Source organism: Catalinimonas alkaloidigena, from assembly GCF_029504655.1.
GTDB lineage: Bacteria > Bacteroidota > Bacteroidia > Cytophagales > Cyclobacteriaceae > Catalinimonas > Catalinimonas alkaloidigena.
Genome location: NZ_JAQFIL010000001.1, coordinates 1,342,889 through 1,356,611, shown reverse-complemented (window position 1 = coordinate 1,356,611; position 13,723 = coordinate 1,342,889). Strand labels below are relative to the sequence as shown.

Below are 13,723 nucleotides of genomic sequence, written 5' to 3'. Positions count from 1 at the left end.
TCTTGTAACAATACAAAAAAGGACAGGAAATATTGTTTCAGATGTATACACTTTTATATAATTATTAAAGCAAAAGGGAACCGCATCTTATGAGGCTGGTCTAAACCATTTATTGGATGGATTAGAAAATAACAACGGAAAAGCATAAAAAAATCCCGCCTAAAAAGACGGGATTAAGAATTCAATATCATCAGATGGTGAGTGGCTGTGTGACTTCATCAAAATCCTTTATGATTTTGTCCATACGAATCAACTCAGCCACATTCCAGGCCTGGGATACAGCACCGCAGGCTTTATAAGGTTCTTCGCCTTCATAAATCTCGGATATGGTACTTAAGCCATGTTCACGCATCACACTTTCAAATCCCTGGTATAATTCATAAGCCTGGGGCAGAGCTTTTCTTCCTTTATGTTCTAAGAGTGCTTCTACATAATGGCCAGCCAGCCAGGGCCATGCCATACCCTGATGATAAGCTTTGTTACGCTGCTCCAAGTCACCAAAGAACTTACCCTGATATTGTTTGTCATTGATAGAAAGGCTTCTTAAACCACGAGGAGTCAGCAGTTCGCTCTCTATCTTTTTCAAAACACTGCCTTTCATCTCTTCAGAAAGAGCAGAAAAAGGCAATGAGAGCGCCAATACCTGGTTAGGCCTTATTGACCAGTCTTTTTCCTTTCCGTTCACTACATCGGCTAGGTATCCCTTTTTTTCATCCCAGAATGTCTCTACAAAGGATCCTTTGATCTTCTCAGGTACTCCTGTCCATTCAGCAATCACTTTTTTGCCTTCGGTAGAGCGAGGACCGGCAATGTCAAGGGTAAAAGCAACGGCATTATACCACAAGGCGTTGATCTCAACGGGCATACCGATACGTGGAGTGACTGCTTTTTTACCAGAAAACGCATTCATCCAGGTAAGTGCTTTGCCTGCTACTCCCCCACTAATCAGCCCATTAGACTGCATCTTGATATTAAAATCAGTACCATCCCGGTAAGCTTCCAATATTTCCCGCATATCTTTACCGTAAGCTTTCCACACCCCAGCACGATCACCAGTACGTTTCACATACTGTTGCAGGGCCCAGAAAAACCACAGTGGTGCATCCATAGCCTCATACGTAGCCTCCGAATCTGTATCTTCCCAGAAGGGAAAGAAAGGGCCCTTACGATCTTTCAGCATGGTATCCAGGAGCGCCTTAAATGCTTTATTATCATCATCAGAAACAGTCAAACCCGGTATTGCGATGAAAGCATCCCTTCCTCCTCTGCGATAAAGCTGGTAGCTTGCGATCACATCGGTACGGTCATTCTTTCTGGATTTTCCTTTCCCTTTACTCGTGAGAATAAATTGCGCTGCAGCCACCTTCAGACAGTTTTCAAAAGAATTTCTTTCTGTTCTTTTACGTGTCTGAGTATTGAACATGCGAAGGAGATTGGCAGTTTTCACTTCGTCAGGACCGCCGGTAAAGATCACCGTTTCTCCTTTTTGCATTGTCACCTCGAAATAACCGGGAACATAAAGGTCTTCCTGGAATTCCATACCCATCTCCATGTCTTCTATATATTCTACCGAATAGTACCAATCCGGCTTAGCTACAAACTCCGGCTCCTTTGAAGTTTGCATATACAGGTCATCATAACCATCGTATAGACATAATTTGATGCCTTGGGCAATATGTTCATAGGCCTGATTAATTTCATCATTAGCACTGGCCAGTTTATGAACATTTCTGAAGGCCAGAAAAGGTCGCAGCCTTAGTTTTACCGGTTCTTTGGCTTCTTCCAACACGTATCGTACCAGCGAACGGTTTTCATGTTCAACCAGAAGTTTCTCTTTGGTAAGCACAACCTCGCCCAATCGGAAAGTAGATTTGGGTATAGGTTGGGCAACAAAGTCTCGCAAGTATTTATACCCTTTGGGGCTATATACTTCAGGGTATTTATGTACTCCCAGGTCAAAACTAGCATTACCGCATACTACTGTTTCATCCAAGGTTGAGATGATAACATGTACTCCGGAAATTTTCTGTTGGGGGGCAACTAGCAGGCCATGATATCTGCGGGTATTACAACCACTTATAGTAGTTGATGCATATGCGCCTGATCTATTTGAACGTACTACCTCCTTACTCAGGGAGTAAGCGAGGTTTACCAATTGTTTTTTATCAAACTGTATGTAACTCATTCAATCCTTAGTCTTTTGCTCACTCAAAAGTCATTATTGTAATGCACTGATTCAATCTTACGGGAAACGTAGTGATATGTTGACAAGATAATTTACAAAAAAACAGGCTTTCAGGATAAAAACAGCTATTTTTTTAATTGCCGCTATTTGCAAAACTTTTGAATGAATAGCAATAGTTTAGCAGTATATATATATGTTAATTTCACTGTTAATAATACAAATACTACAAGCAAGATGTTTTAATGCTTTTCTAAAAAGCGCTATATTTGCCCCCTTTCATAAAGTCTTGAATTATGCAAGAAACTACTCTTTTTGAGTTAAACGCGGTTAATAGTCTAGCGAATCATTTTTTATCTGAGGTAAGGCAAACCGGATTTCAGGATGATAGGCTGCGTTTCCGAAGGAATCTGGAAAGGATAGGTGAGCTACTTGCTTATGAATTATCTAAGACGCTACACTATCAAAAACAGAGCATTCAAACTCCACTGGATACCACTGATATAAATCTTTTGGAGGAACAACCAATTCTGATCACGATCCTGAGAGCCGGATTACCGCTTCACCAGGGAGTGCTCAACTATTTTGATCAGGCTGACAGTGGCTTTGTGGGAGCTTTTCGTGATCATCATGACGATCATAGTTTTGAGATCGCTCTTAAATATTTTACGATGCCCAATATACACCAGAAAGATGTAATCGTGATTGATCCCATGCTTGCCAGCGGAAGTACTATCACTGAAGTAAGTAAGCAGCTTGGGGATCAAGCTCAGCCCAAGCATTTGCACATTGTATCAGCCATAGCCAGTCCTGAAGGTATAGACTACTTACGCCAAAACCTTAAAATCCCTTTTTCTATCTGGACCGGGGCTATAGATCAAAAACTAAATGACATGGCCTTCATTGTTCCGGGACTGGGCGATGCAGGCGATCTTTCTTTCGGTCCTAAACTTTAATCAAGCTTACATGCTTTATTCTTTTTTCTTATTAGCTGTTGGGCTGATTGTTTTGGTTGTCGGCGGAGAACTTTTGGTAAGAGGTGCTTCCAGCGTTGCTTTAAGGGTAAAAATTTCTCCGCTAGTGGTGGGGCTCACCATCGTAGCCTTTGGTACCTCTGCCCCCGAACTGTTTATTAGTGTACAGTCCGCACTGGAAGGAAGCCCTGACCTGGCAATGGGTAATGTAGTAGGTTCTAATATCTGTAACCTGGCATTGGTATTGGGCTGCACTGCACTTATCTTCCCCGTTCCTGTTCATCGAGATAGCATCAAGATTGACTGGCCCATGACCATCGGTAGTTCATTGTTCCTTTATTTCCTTATACATGATTATCTGATCTCTGCTATTGAAGGTACAATATTTGTCCTCTGCCTTACTATTTATACCACGCTGATTATTATTAAATCAAGGAGGGAAAACCACAAAGGAGCGGAGATACTGGAAGAAGCTGACCTGCCCGAAAAACCTTCTAAGAATGTTTGGTTAGATGTAGCTTTCATCATTTTAGGCACACTGGGACTTGCATTTGGTTCTGACTGGTTTGTAGATGGTGCCAAATCTCTTGCTATTTCATTTGGTGTGAGTGAACGCGTGATTGGCGTTACTGTTTTGGCACTAGGGACCAGCCTGCCTGAGCTAGTCACTGCCACTGTCGCTGCTTTCAGAAAGGCTACCGATATCGCGATAGGTAACTTATTAGGGTCAAACATCTTCAACATCCTGTCTATATTGGGCATCACCAGCGTAATACAACCTATTGATGTCAATGAAACCATAGTCAGTGAAGACATGCTATGGATGCTGGGCATAACTGTCATCATTTTTCCAATGATGCATTTCAAGCGCAGGATTACCCGCCTGGAAGGACTGCTACTCCTGCTCATCTACAGCTCATATATTTACTGGGTAGTACAGACCCGTTAGCTCAAAAGCTTGTATTAGCTTTTGAGCCCTCATTTAGCTATATTCAGGTGGTTGCGTGAGAAAAGAAAGCTCTTTTCTTGCCCTATGATTCACCTAAACTATGGCATATGAGCCCCCATAAAATATGGCAGTACGCTACGCTATTCCTGCTAGTATCACTTTTTTCTTGTACCACTTCCCTTCAGGATGCTGAAGACATCAATAGTGAAGAAGCAGAGGATAACATCACCTACAGTGAACCTGTTGATTTTGACCTTGAAGAGATCAGAGAAAGAGGCAAACTGATTGCTATTTCCAGTTATAGTCCTACCAGCTATTTTATTTACCGCGGACAGCCTATGGGTTATGAGTATGAACTGCTGGAAAGATTGGCAGCCTACCTTGAGCTTGAACTGGAAATAAAGATTGCTTATAACCTGGACAACTTTATTGAAATGCTGAATTCCGGGGAGGGGGACCTTGTCGCCCATAGCCTTAGTATTACCAAATCCCGTAAAAAACATGTTGATTTCACTAACTATTATTCAGTAACCCGTCAGGTGCTGGTACAACGCAAACCACAAGGGTGGCGGAAAATGAAGTTGCATGAAATTGAGCAACAGATTATCCGCGACCCCTTAGACTTAATCGGCAAGCCTGTTTATGTCAGGAAGAATACCTCCTATTACCGCCGGCTCATTAACCTCTCTCAGGAAATGGGGGGTGATATTCAGGTAGAACCTATGGATGGTAAGCTGGAAACCAGCGAAATCATTAAAAAAGTAGCTGAAGGGGAGATTGACTATACCGTAGCTGATGAGGATATTGCCAAAATAAACCAGACCTATTACCGGGACCTGGATGTAGAAACCGCGCTAAGTTTTCCCCAACGGCAGGCCTGGATGGTCCGTAAGACTTCTCCCAAGCTGAAAGCAGCCATCAATGCCTGGCTGGAAGAGGAGAAAAAAGGTACCGACTTCTATGTAATCTATAATAAATACTACAAGAACCAGAAACGCTTCCGTACCCGGGTAAGCAGTGACTACTTCTCACTCACAGGAGGAAAAATATCTGAATACGATAATGAAATACAACAGGCCGCTGAGCAACTGGGCTGGGATTGGAAGCTACTGGCTTCGCAAATCTATCAGGAATCACATTTTGACCCTGAAACTGAGTCATGGGCTGGGGCAATTGGGTTGATGCAACTGATGCCTGCTACTGCCCGGGAGCTGGGGGACTATAATCTTTACAAGGCTGATGAATCCATTGAAGCTGGTGTCAAGTATCTGGAAAAGCTCTCCTCAATGTACTCAGATGTGCCAGACTCTTTGGAGCGAATCAAGTTTGTGCTGGCTACCTATAATGCCGGCCCCGGCCATATCAGTGATGCCCGGGCATTGGCGAAAAAACATGACAAAGATCCGAATGTATGGACAGGCAATGTGGATGAATATATTCTGCTCAAAGCACAGAAAGAATATTATTCTGACCCGGTGGTGAAGCATGGCTACTGCCGGGGCGAAGAACCGTATAATTACGTGAATGAAATCTTTAAAAGGTATCAGGTCTACCGCGACCTCATGGATCAGGAAGGCCGGGATGATGAAGCTGTAGCTTTGCAGAAGAAGTGAGTTGTACTATTATATAAACAAAGGCCATCCGGGGTTGCAACCCGGCCGGGATGACTCTTTTCACTAGTATGGTGTACGTTTGTAACCTGTGTCTAATTGATTTAGCAAAAAACCACAAGCTACATTCCGTTGAGCTTGTGAAGCTGCTATATTTGCCTGGACTGTACAAGCCTTAGGCCTATTCATGTCTTATAAAAGTTGTAAATTAGGTTGAAAAAAAAAGGGAGGTAAACAGATGGAAGAGAGTTGGGGCATGCAAGAGTTTATGGGAAGTGCAGTAGAAGATAAACGCGAGGCAAAGAGTTTGTCACTGATGGCTGATCGTCTTTTAGCTAACCCTGAGCTTTCCTTTAGTAGTGCAGTAGGAGAGAATTTCCGTAAATCAGCCTGGCGGATATTTTCCAAACAGGAAGTAGACGTCAGCTACGGCCACTATAGGCAAACGAGCAAGCGCTGTGCCGACCAGGATGTGGTTTTGGTGAGTCAGGATACAACAGACTTGAATTATGCCAGTCATGTCGCTACTGAAGGTCTGGGCGACTTAGGCGGCAGTCATGTAAATCCAGGGCTTTGCCTGCATACGGCCATGGCTCTGAGTGAGCAGGGAACGGCTTTGGGCCTGGTAGGACAAAAGCTGTGGCCTCCCCAATCCACAGGACGTACAAAGCAGGTGCAGTTTTATCCTTTAGAAGAAAAAGAGAGTTATCGGTGGGTAGAAGCCCTACAGTGGGTGGATCAGCATTTAGCTAAAGCCAAGAAGGTGATCGTAATCTCCGACAGAGAATCTGATTTTTATGAGTACATGACTGCTCGCCGCTCCAAACATGTAGAATTACTCTTCAGGGCACATCATCTCAACCGAAAGGTGCATTATGAGCAAGAAAAGATGCTTCTTAAAGAAGTGGTTTTTCCCAATACTACTAAAGTAGAAGTTTACCTGCCCAGGACCAGCAAGAGAAAAGAGCGTAATGCTAAGCTGCAGGTAAGCTGGGGTAAGATCACATGCCCTGTCCCTACTTATAAAAAAGGAGAAGATATTGACTTATGGGTGGTAGTAGCTCAAGAAACACATACTCCGGCAGGAGAAGAACCGCGCAGCGAACCGCCTCTGCTATGGTATTTACTCACTACCATCAATATAGAAGATCAAGCTGCTGCTTTGCTGATGATAGATTATTACCGGAAACGATGGGTGATTGAACGCTGGCATATGGTGCTGAAGAGTGGTATGCAGATAGAAAAGCTACAGTTTGATACTTTCACACGACTATCTCATGCCATTGCTATGCTCTGTATTGTAGCCTGGCAATTGATCTGGCTTAAGCATCTGGCAGCAGAAAGTGCCCAATTAGCTGCAGAGAAAATATTTGAACCGCTACAAATAGAAGTCTTAGAAAAGCATAGTGGCAGAAAAGAACTCAGTGTACAGCAGGCATTGATCATCATCGCTGCCCTGGCCGGGTTTACGCCTACTAAAAAGCAGCCCTTCCCTGGAGAAAAAACCATGTGGAGAGGGTGGGCCATCTTCTCTCAACTCTGCCATGGATACCTTCTCGCTTCGCAGATAAATTATGAGACAGGATAAGGCCTTAGGCTTGAATATATCCGAAAGCACCCGAGAATCAGTTGCTAAGACTTGACAAGATGCTTCCCAACTGCGTTGAGGTTGCGGTCAGCAATAGAGAGTTTGATTTTCACACATTTATAACTCATGTGCAAGAAGAGTTTTTTAGTCATGAGGTAATGGAATGTTACTTCTCTTCTTTCATCTTAAATTTTGGCCATTGGTTATATCCAATTCTGGGGTTATTTGATTCATATTTTTTTATCAATCCTACTTCCATCAGATTCACTTCTTGGTTTGAAGCAGTTTCAGATTCCCACAATATTTCTTTTCTAATGGTAAAATCATGCATCTCTTCTTTAGTAAAATCTTTCTCAATGAGTTTGCTGTTTGCACTGCCGAAATAATTCAAGGTAGTCGTTATATCCTGACCAATATATATTTTACCATTAGGATAAGTAATTTTATAGATGACTTTCATTTGCTTATGAATTGTCCATCAGTTTTTTTACTGTATCTGGTGCTCTTTTGCGTGCAACGGAAACGCCCATCGTGGAACCTGTACCTTTAATTATCTCACCCCTTCTTAGGATAATCGTAGAAAAGTAACTTTGCTTTTTGGTTCAGTTGTGCATCCTGCCAGCTTGTGATGTCCAGTTGCAAAGCATAAATGCCAGTAGTCACAATGTTATCTGTGTAGGTGGAGCACAGGAGATTGGCAAAATCTGTCAGACCGGGATTGTGTCCGAATAAAAATAGCTGCTCCACTTTATTATCAATCCTCTGCATTACCTTCAGAGCTGTTTCCGGAGCAGCGTGATAAAGCTCGTCTCTCCATTGGATATGTTTTTCAGGATAGTCTAATGCACCGGCTATGGCTAGTGCAGTCTTTTTAGCCCTTTTCGCAGTACTGCTAACCATCAGATCAGGGTGAATTTTCTTTTTTTTCAGGCGCTTACCCATTTTAGGTGCATCATTTTTTCCTCTTTTATTGAGCGGTCGGTCAAAATCATCCAGAGTGGGATCGTCCCAACTGGACTTGGCATGCCTGATCAGGAGAAGTGTTTTCATAATCTGTAAGGTTTAACGCACATTTTACAAAATGAAACACTTATTTTGGATACAAGAAACTTTTTGAAGAGAAAAACTTTTTCTTCCATATGTCAGATATTAGCCTCACTACCCCTGCCCTACTGTTTCCGGCCATTTCATTACTATTACTGGCTTATACCAACAGGTTTCTGACCACTGCCAGCCTGATCAGAAAGCTTCACTCCGAGTACAAATCTGAGCCTGACCAGCTTCTGATGGGACAGATAGAGAACCTTAGAAAACGTGTGGTACTGATTCGCAACATGCAGGCATTAGGAATTTGCAGCCTTTTCCTCTGTGTCTTCTGCATGTTCCTGATTTTTGCGGGAGAAAATCTTATTGGTAAGATTGTTTTTGGTGTCAGCCTGCTACTTTTGATGGCTTCATTGGCCTTATCCATTCGTGAGATACAGATTTCGGTCAATGCGCTCAACATACAACTGAGTGACCTGGAGGCCTACGAGAACCTGAGACTCAAAGGAAATACAAAGCAGCAGTTATGAAAGCCCCCCCTATAGAGCTACCGGAAAAATATTACCTGGATTATTTCAGTGCTATGCTGAAACATGTGCAACACCTGTATGGTGAACTGCTGAGCAAGGGAGAAAAAAGTTTTATCAGAAGGTACAATAAGCTACCCGAAGATGCGCAATGCCTGTTTATTCGCCTGGTGAACCGAAGAGGCTGTTATTTTCGCATGGAAAAAATTGCTTATGCTGAAATAGAAGATCAGGAGAAAGCATTGGCGCTCCTGCTAAGAAGAAAATACTTTAGTCGGCTGCACCCTAAGCATGTCGTAGAGCTGCCGTGGGTTTTGAATACATATACCAAAGCTGAACTTACCGACCTATGCAAGCAAGTACTTGAAAAAGAGCAGCTCAAGCAGGTCAAAAAACTCAAAAAGCCGGAGCTTATCATAGCGATGATACAGCTTACTTCTGCTGCCGACTTACTAAAAGTGTTGAAAGAGAAGGAAATGATCGTCAGAGTAGGCCATGAGGAGGAGCTGGAAATGCTTAAATTTCTTTACTTTGGCCATCTGGATGGCGATATGACGCAGTTTGTGGTGCGGGACATCGGATACATCAAAACCGAAGCCTACGATCAGGCTAAAATGAAGGCTTTATTTAAGAGCAGGATTGAGGCAGAGGATAAGCTCAAGCTTTCTAAAGTGTACCGGGAGTTTAAGTACATGCGGGATGAGCTACTGCTCGGTGCCGATCAGATCTATAGCGTGGTTTTCTCAGCTTGATCTCCAGAGAGAAAACATCAGCGAAACCGCCCTGGCACACTTTGATAAGCTCTGCTTACGGCTGGGCAAAATGCTGGAGCAGCAGTTATTTCCTGAACTGGCTTATCATGTGTACCAATATACTGATCTCCCCCCTGCCAGAGAACGCAGAGTACGATTGTTACATAAGCTGGGCCGGTTGGATGAAGCCTTAGCACAGTGCCAAAAGATACAAAAACAGCCCGCCAATGCTGATGAACTGTTTTTTGCTGAAGATTTTTGTAACCGGATACAAAAAAAGAAGAGGACACGAAAAGCTACGGACTACCTTAAGAACAGCCACTGCATCAGCCTGTCAGAAGAACATAAAAACTATGTGGAACAAGGTGTACTGGAATACTTGCAGGAGCACGGGCAGATGGGTGTACATACTGAAAATTACCTTTGGAGAGGGTTCTTCGGCCTGCTGCTGTGGGATATCATCTTTGACCAGGACAGTGAAGCGTTTTCACCACCCCTTACAAACTGTTCCATCGGATTTTTATACGCCCCTTTTTCTGGAAAAGAGAAGTAAAGCCATCACACAACGTCTTGAGGTATTAATTCATCCCAAACGCTTTCTGAATATTGTACGGCACCATTACGAAAGTAAGTCAGGCATGAGTAATCCAATCATGGGATGGCACGAAAGCCTGCTACCGCTGGTAGAGCAATGTTATCATTGCCTGGAGCCGGAGCAGATCTCCAGTGTGATCATGGAGATGGCAAAAAATTTAAAAGAAAATACCAAAGGTTTTCCCGACCTTTTTGTCTGGGATGAACAGTCGTATAGTTTTATAGAAGTGAAGTCACCGAGCGACCAGCTCTCTGCGCAACAGCTCTACTGGCTACACTTTTTTGAGAAGCAGGGAATCTCAGCCAAGGTAATCCGGGTAAGTTGGGATTAGTTTAGATTCCAGTTACGAAATTCTTCCCCCTGTGCATTGTAGAAGCGAAGCTGCACATCATTGTACCTGCTGTTAATCCGCTGGAGTACCTGCAACAGATCTTCCGTCTTACCGGCAAAGTCAAAGAGAAAAGCCTGCTCTTTTACTGCTTCGTTGCCTTCTATGGGTTGGGTGATTTTACCTTCAGAGCTTACTTTAAAATAGCCATAATCACCTTCAGAAAACTTCTTGTCAGTAGCTCCAGCAATATCCATCGCTTCTTCAAAGTATGCTGCTACTTTTTTATGTCTTTCCTCGTCAGTATATTTGATTGTACCCCAGACTGCCTGGGCAGGAATGCGATTCAGCTTAGGAACAGCCAACTCTATCCCTTCACTTTCCAGCAGGTTGAGCTCATAAGCGTCTTTGCTGACTGACAATGTACCATGATTGATCAAAGATGATCCCATCTGTATTTGCAGGTCATACTCTTTCTCATCCAACATACCCAGATCCACAAAAGCTGAGGCTGGGCCGATAGCATCAAGACAGACATCTGAAACTTCAACTTCTTCCAGCACTATCTTTATAGCCTGTTGATCAACCACCATATCATGCTTGATACGATAATTGATGCAGGGAAAATCTTTCAGGGTCAAAAATTTAAATGAAAGCGACCGTTGATCCGCATCAATATACTCCGTCATGCTCAGTTCGATCTCACTGCCCAATGTGTTAGAGGGCACAGCCTGCTCCCCTTCACATGCAAACATTAAAAGCAAGGGGATCAAAAGTGCAAAGGGTGTTGCTTTCATATACATAGTTGGTTGGTCTTTGCAATGATGACACATAGCGCGCTAAAAAGTTGTAAGGTTGAAACGGAAATTTACTCAATAACGATACTTACCTTCATTGATTGTGCCCATCGGGCATTCTTTTGGTCCGGAAGGTTGATGAAATATCTACGGAAAGTTACGCAATATTTCTTTAGATAGGTAATAATGAATGACTTACACTTATCGAGATGGAGGAAAAGATGTTATGAAAATAAAATTTTATGCTTTTGTGTAGGGAACAGGAAATAAAATTTACGTTTTAGCACACCCTATACGGTATAAATTTTCTCATACTTTATTTTACTTTGTTTATATAGCATTTCATACATCTTCTTTTTGAACCCTCCTCTAATTTTTTTTCAATTTTCGTTCAGAATTGGTACTATGTAAGAATCCCATATATTTGACAATATTACTTACAAACTTATTTTTTCTATGAGTATGCAACAAAGTTGGCGCTGGTATGGCCCCAACGACTCAGTGAGCCTATCAGATATCAGACAGGCGGGTGCAAAAGGAATTGTAAATGCCCTTCACGAGATCCCCGTAGGACAGGTATGGACCGTTGAAGCTATCCAGGAGAGAAAAAAAATCATTGAAGATGCAGGCCTGGTCTGGAATGTAGTAGAGAGTGTGCCGGTAGCTGAAGAAATCAAATCAGCTGGCCCCCGTAGAGACAAGTACATAGAGGTGTTTCAGCAGTGTATCAGCAACCTTGGTCAATGTGGCATTCCTACCATCTGCTATAACTTTATGCCGGTACTGGACTGGACCAGAACCAACCTTGAATTTCTGATTGAAGATGGTTCCACTGCCCTTCGCTTTGATACTACTGCCTTTGCAGCATTTGATTTGCTCATACTGAAACGTCCTGGTGCTGAAAAGGAATACGATCAAGAGACTCAGGAAAAAGCCAAATCTTACCTCAGTAAATTAAGCGATCAGGAGAAGCTAACGTTGCAGCAAAGTATCATTGCCGGCCTGCCCGGTTCTGATAAAAACTATAGCCTGGAAGAATTTCAGGAGCAACTGGATCTGTATAAAGCGATAGATGAAGGAAAGCTAAGAGAAAACCTTGCCTACTTCCTGAAAAAAATCATTCCTGTAGCAGAAGAAAGCGGTGTAAAGATGGCCATCCACCCTGATGATCCACCCCGTCCTTTGCTTGGCCTGCCCCGCGTAGTCAGCACTGAAGCAGATGCTGTTTCCTTACTTGAGGCAGTTGACTCAGCTGCTAATGGCCTCACCTTTTGTACTGGTTCTTACGGGGCTCACCCAGGTAATGACCTTGCCGGAATGGTGGAAAGACTGGGTGACAAGATTCACTTTTTGCACCTGCGTAGCGTTCAGCGTGAGCCTGATGGCAGCTTTTATGAGGCTAATCATCTGGAAGGCAGTGCCAATATGTACCAGGTAGTGAAAGCAGTAGTGAAAGAGATTCGTAAACGCCAGGCAAATGGCAGATTAGATTATCAGATACCCATGCGCCCCGATCACGGACATAAAATGCTGGATGACCAACATAAGAAAACCAATCCTGGCTATACTGCTATTGGTCGCTTGAGGGGATTGGCAGAGTTGAGAGGACTTGAAATGGGGATCAGTTATACGCTGCAGCAATAGTTAGTATTGTCTTACGTCCTGCAACACTTCTTCAAAGCGTTCAGTATTGTTGATCAACTCCATAAATTTTTCAGCAGTAAAAGAGGCATCATCCAGGGTGCCTTCTTTTTTGTAATTGATAAACTTTTCAATATTGCTGAAATTATCCTGTGAGACTTCACGGATTTCGCCCTGCATGGCGGTGTCCACGACTCCTGGAGCCAGAGCATATACTTTAAAGCCCTTACTCAAGTTCCTTTTGGTAAGTTCAGCTTTTGTCACCTGCGACAGCATGTCCAGCGCAGCTTTGGAAGCACAATAGCCCGACCAGCCATCTACCGGATATTTACCTGCTCCTGAGCTTACATTGATAATTAATTTTTTGCCCGGCTGATTGCGGTAGGTTTTGATAAATTGATTCATAAGCATAGCCGGGGCGGTAATATTGAGGTTAAAAAGATCAACAAACTGCTGATTTTCCAGTTCACCCACATATTTGACTTCTCCCAGCATACCGGCATTGTTAATCAGCACAATACGCTCTGCTGAAGGTAAGTTGGGGAAAAAACCATCAATATTCTTCAATAGCCAATCCATACCCGCAAGATCAGCTTTCCGATGATGGTAGCGCTCATGCTCAACCTCCTGATGACGAGAAAAACCGTGTACCTGAGTGTTGGGCTGCTGCAGAATTCTCTCCGTTAAAGACTTACCTATGCCTCGGCTGGTGCCAGTGATGAAGTAGTGTTGCATG

At 43.2% G+C, this 13,723-nt stretch carries 14 protein-coding genes; 9 read left to right on the top strand and 5 right to left on the bottom strand.

Features of this window, described 5'->3' with window-relative positions:
• Positions 1 to 190: 190 nt before the first annotated feature.
• Positions 191 to 2,185 (bottom strand): amylo-alpha-1,6-glucosidase, encoded by a 1,995-nt coding sequence (locus OKW21_RS05755; RefSeq protein WP_277478167.1) that lies wholly within the window; start codon positions 2,183 to 2,185, stop codon positions 191 to 193.
• Positions 2,186 to 2,478: 293 nt separating this feature from the next.
• On the opposite strand from OKW21_RS05755, the gene upp reads away from it, so the two are divergent.
• The 4 genes from upp to OKW21_RS05735 all read left to right on the top strand — a co-directional run bounded on the left by upp (position 2,479) and on the right by OKW21_RS05735 (position 7,303).
• Positions 2,479 to 3,138: a uracil phosphoribosyltransferase gene (gene upp, locus OKW21_RS05750; protein ID WP_277478165.1), complete on the top strand. Its 660-nt coding sequence runs from the start codon at positions 2,479 to 2,481 to the stop codon at positions 3,136 to 3,138.
• Between the two features lie 10 nt (positions 3,139 to 3,148).
• Positions 3,149 to 4,105: a calcium/sodium antiporter gene (locus OKW21_RS05745; protein ID WP_277478163.1), complete on the top strand. Its 957-nt coding sequence runs from the start codon at positions 3,149 to 3,151 to the stop codon at positions 4,103 to 4,105.
• Between the two features lie 107 nt (positions 4,106 to 4,212).
• Complete coding sequence (locus tag OKW21_RS05740; protein WP_277478162.1) at positions 4,213 to 5,718, top strand: MltF family protein; 1,506 nt, start codon at positions 4,213 to 4,215, stop codon at positions 5,716 to 5,718.
• A 235-nt stretch (positions 5,719 to 5,953) separates the two neighbouring features.
• Entirely contained in the window at positions 5,954 to 7,303 is a 1,350-nt protein-coding gene (locus OKW21_RS05735; RefSeq protein WP_277478160.1) for an IS4 family transposase, read from the top strand.
• Between the two features lie 166 nt (positions 7,304 to 7,469).
• Here the strand turns inward: OKW21_RS05735 and OKW21_RS05730 are convergent, their stop codons facing one another.
• Both OKW21_RS05730 and OKW21_RS05725 read right to left on the bottom strand, forming a co-directional pair.
• A complete protein-coding gene (locus OKW21_RS05730) occupies positions 7,470 to 7,763 on the bottom strand; it encodes a GIY-YIG nuclease family protein (RefSeq protein ID WP_277478158.1) in 294 nt (97 codons plus the stop codon).
• Between the two features lie 95 nt (positions 7,764 to 7,858).
• A complete protein-coding gene (locus OKW21_RS05725) occupies positions 7,859 to 8,353 on the bottom strand; it encodes a SixA phosphatase family protein (protein WP_277478156.1) in 495 nt (164 codons plus the stop codon).
• 89 nt (positions 8,354 to 8,442) lie between these two features.
• Between OKW21_RS05725 and OKW21_RS05720 the strand changes: the two genes are divergently transcribed.
• Genes OKW21_RS05720 through OKW21_RS05705 form a run of 4 tightly spaced genes read left to right on the top strand, consistent with a single transcriptional unit; the run spans position 8,443 to position 10,552 of the window.
• Entirely contained in the window at positions 8,443 to 8,877 is a 435-nt protein-coding gene (locus OKW21_RS05720; RefSeq protein WP_277478154.1) for a DUF2721 domain-containing protein, read from the top strand.
• Entirely contained in the window at positions 8,874 to 9,626 is a 753-nt protein-coding gene (locus OKW21_RS05715; protein WP_277478151.1) for a PDDEXK family nuclease, read from the top strand. The genes OKW21_RS05720 and OKW21_RS05715 overlap by 4 nt, the downstream gene beginning before the upstream one ends.
• Positions 9,574 to 10,179 (top strand): PDDEXK family nuclease, encoded by a 606-nt coding sequence (locus OKW21_RS05710; RefSeq protein WP_277478149.1) that lies wholly within the window; start codon positions 9,574 to 9,576, stop codon positions 10,177 to 10,179. Before OKW21_RS05715 ends, OKW21_RS05710 begins: the two co-directional genes overlap by 53 nt.
• Complete coding sequence (locus OKW21_RS05705; protein ID WP_277478148.1) at positions 10,103 to 10,552, top strand: VRR-NUC domain-containing protein; 450 nt, start codon at positions 10,103 to 10,105, stop codon at positions 10,550 to 10,552. Before OKW21_RS05710 ends, OKW21_RS05705 begins: the two co-directional genes overlap by 77 nt.
• On the opposite strand, the gene OKW21_RS05700 is transcribed toward OKW21_RS05705, so the two are convergent.
• Positions 10,549 to 11,346, bottom strand: coding sequence for a hypothetical protein (locus OKW21_RS05700; protein ID WP_277478146.1), 798 nt, complete (start codon positions 11,344 to 11,346; stop codon positions 10,549 to 10,551). The two genes, OKW21_RS05705 and OKW21_RS05700, sit on opposite strands and share 4 nt — an antisense overlap.
• 456 nt (positions 11,347 to 11,802) lie before the next feature.
• On the opposite strand from OKW21_RS05700, the gene uxuA reads away from it, so the two are divergent.
• Positions 11,803 to 12,990, top strand: coding sequence for a mannonate dehydratase (gene uxuA, locus OKW21_RS05695; RefSeq protein WP_277478143.1), 1,188 nt, complete (start codon positions 11,803 to 11,805; stop codon positions 12,988 to 12,990).
• Here uxuA and OKW21_RS05690 read toward each other — a convergent pair whose 3' ends face one another.
• Positions 12,991 to 13,722: an SDR family NAD(P)-dependent oxidoreductase gene (locus OKW21_RS05690; protein ID WP_277478141.1), complete on the bottom strand. Its 732-nt coding sequence runs from the start codon at positions 13,720 to 13,722 to the stop codon at positions 12,991 to 12,993. It lies immediately after the preceding gene.
• Between the last annotated feature and the right edge of the window lies 1 nt (position 13,723).

What these genes read in the sequence shown, in the direction of transcription:
- OKW21_RS05755 (WP_277478167.1), bottom strand. Translation starts at nt 2,185, where the DNA reads ATGAGTTACATACAGTTTGATAAAAAACAATTGGTAAACCTCGCTTAC.
- upp (WP_277478165.1), top strand. Translation starts at nt 2,479, where the DNA reads ATGCAAGAAACTACTCTTTTTGAGTTAAACGCGGTTAATAGTCTAGCG.
- OKW21_RS05745 (WP_277478163.1), top strand. Translation starts at nt 3,149, where the DNA reads ATGCTTTATTCTTTTTTCTTATTAGCTGTTGGGCTGATTGTTTTGGTT.
- OKW21_RS05740 (WP_277478162.1), top strand. Translation starts at nt 4,213, where the DNA reads ATGAGCCCCCATAAAATATGGCAGTACGCTACGCTATTCCTGCTAGTA.
- OKW21_RS05735 (WP_277478160.1), top strand. Translation starts at nt 5,954, where the DNA reads ATGGAAGAGAGTTGGGGCATGCAAGAGTTTATGGGAAGTGCAGTAGAA.
- OKW21_RS05730 (WP_277478158.1), bottom strand. Translation starts at nt 7,763, where the DNA reads ATGAAAGTCATCTATAAAATTACTTATCCTAATGGTAAAATATATATT.
- OKW21_RS05725 (WP_277478156.1), bottom strand. Translation starts at nt 8,353, where the DNA reads ATGAAAACACTTCTCCTGATCAGGCATGCCAAGTCCAGTTGGGACGAT.
- OKW21_RS05720 (WP_277478154.1), top strand. Translation starts at nt 8,443, where the DNA reads ATGTCAGATATTAGCCTCACTACCCCTGCCCTACTGTTTCCGGCCATT.
- OKW21_RS05715 (WP_277478151.1), top strand. Translation starts at nt 8,874, where the DNA reads ATGAAAGCCCCCCCTATAGAGCTACCGGAAAAATATTACCTGGATTAT.
- OKW21_RS05710 (WP_277478149.1), top strand. Translation starts at nt 9,574, where the DNA reads ATGAGCTACTGCTCGGTGCCGATCAGATCTATAGCGTGGTTTTCTCAG.
- OKW21_RS05700 (WP_277478146.1), bottom strand. Translation starts at nt 11,346, where the DNA reads ATGAAAGCAACACCCTTTGCACTTTTGATCCCCTTGCTTTTAATGTTT.
- uxuA (WP_277478143.1), top strand. Translation starts at nt 11,803, where the DNA reads ATGAGTATGCAACAAAGTTGGCGCTGGTATGGCCCCAACGACTCAGTG.
- OKW21_RS05690 (WP_277478141.1), bottom strand. Translation starts at nt 13,722, where the DNA reads ATGCAACACTACTTCATCACTGGCACCAGCCGAGGCATAGGTAAGTCT.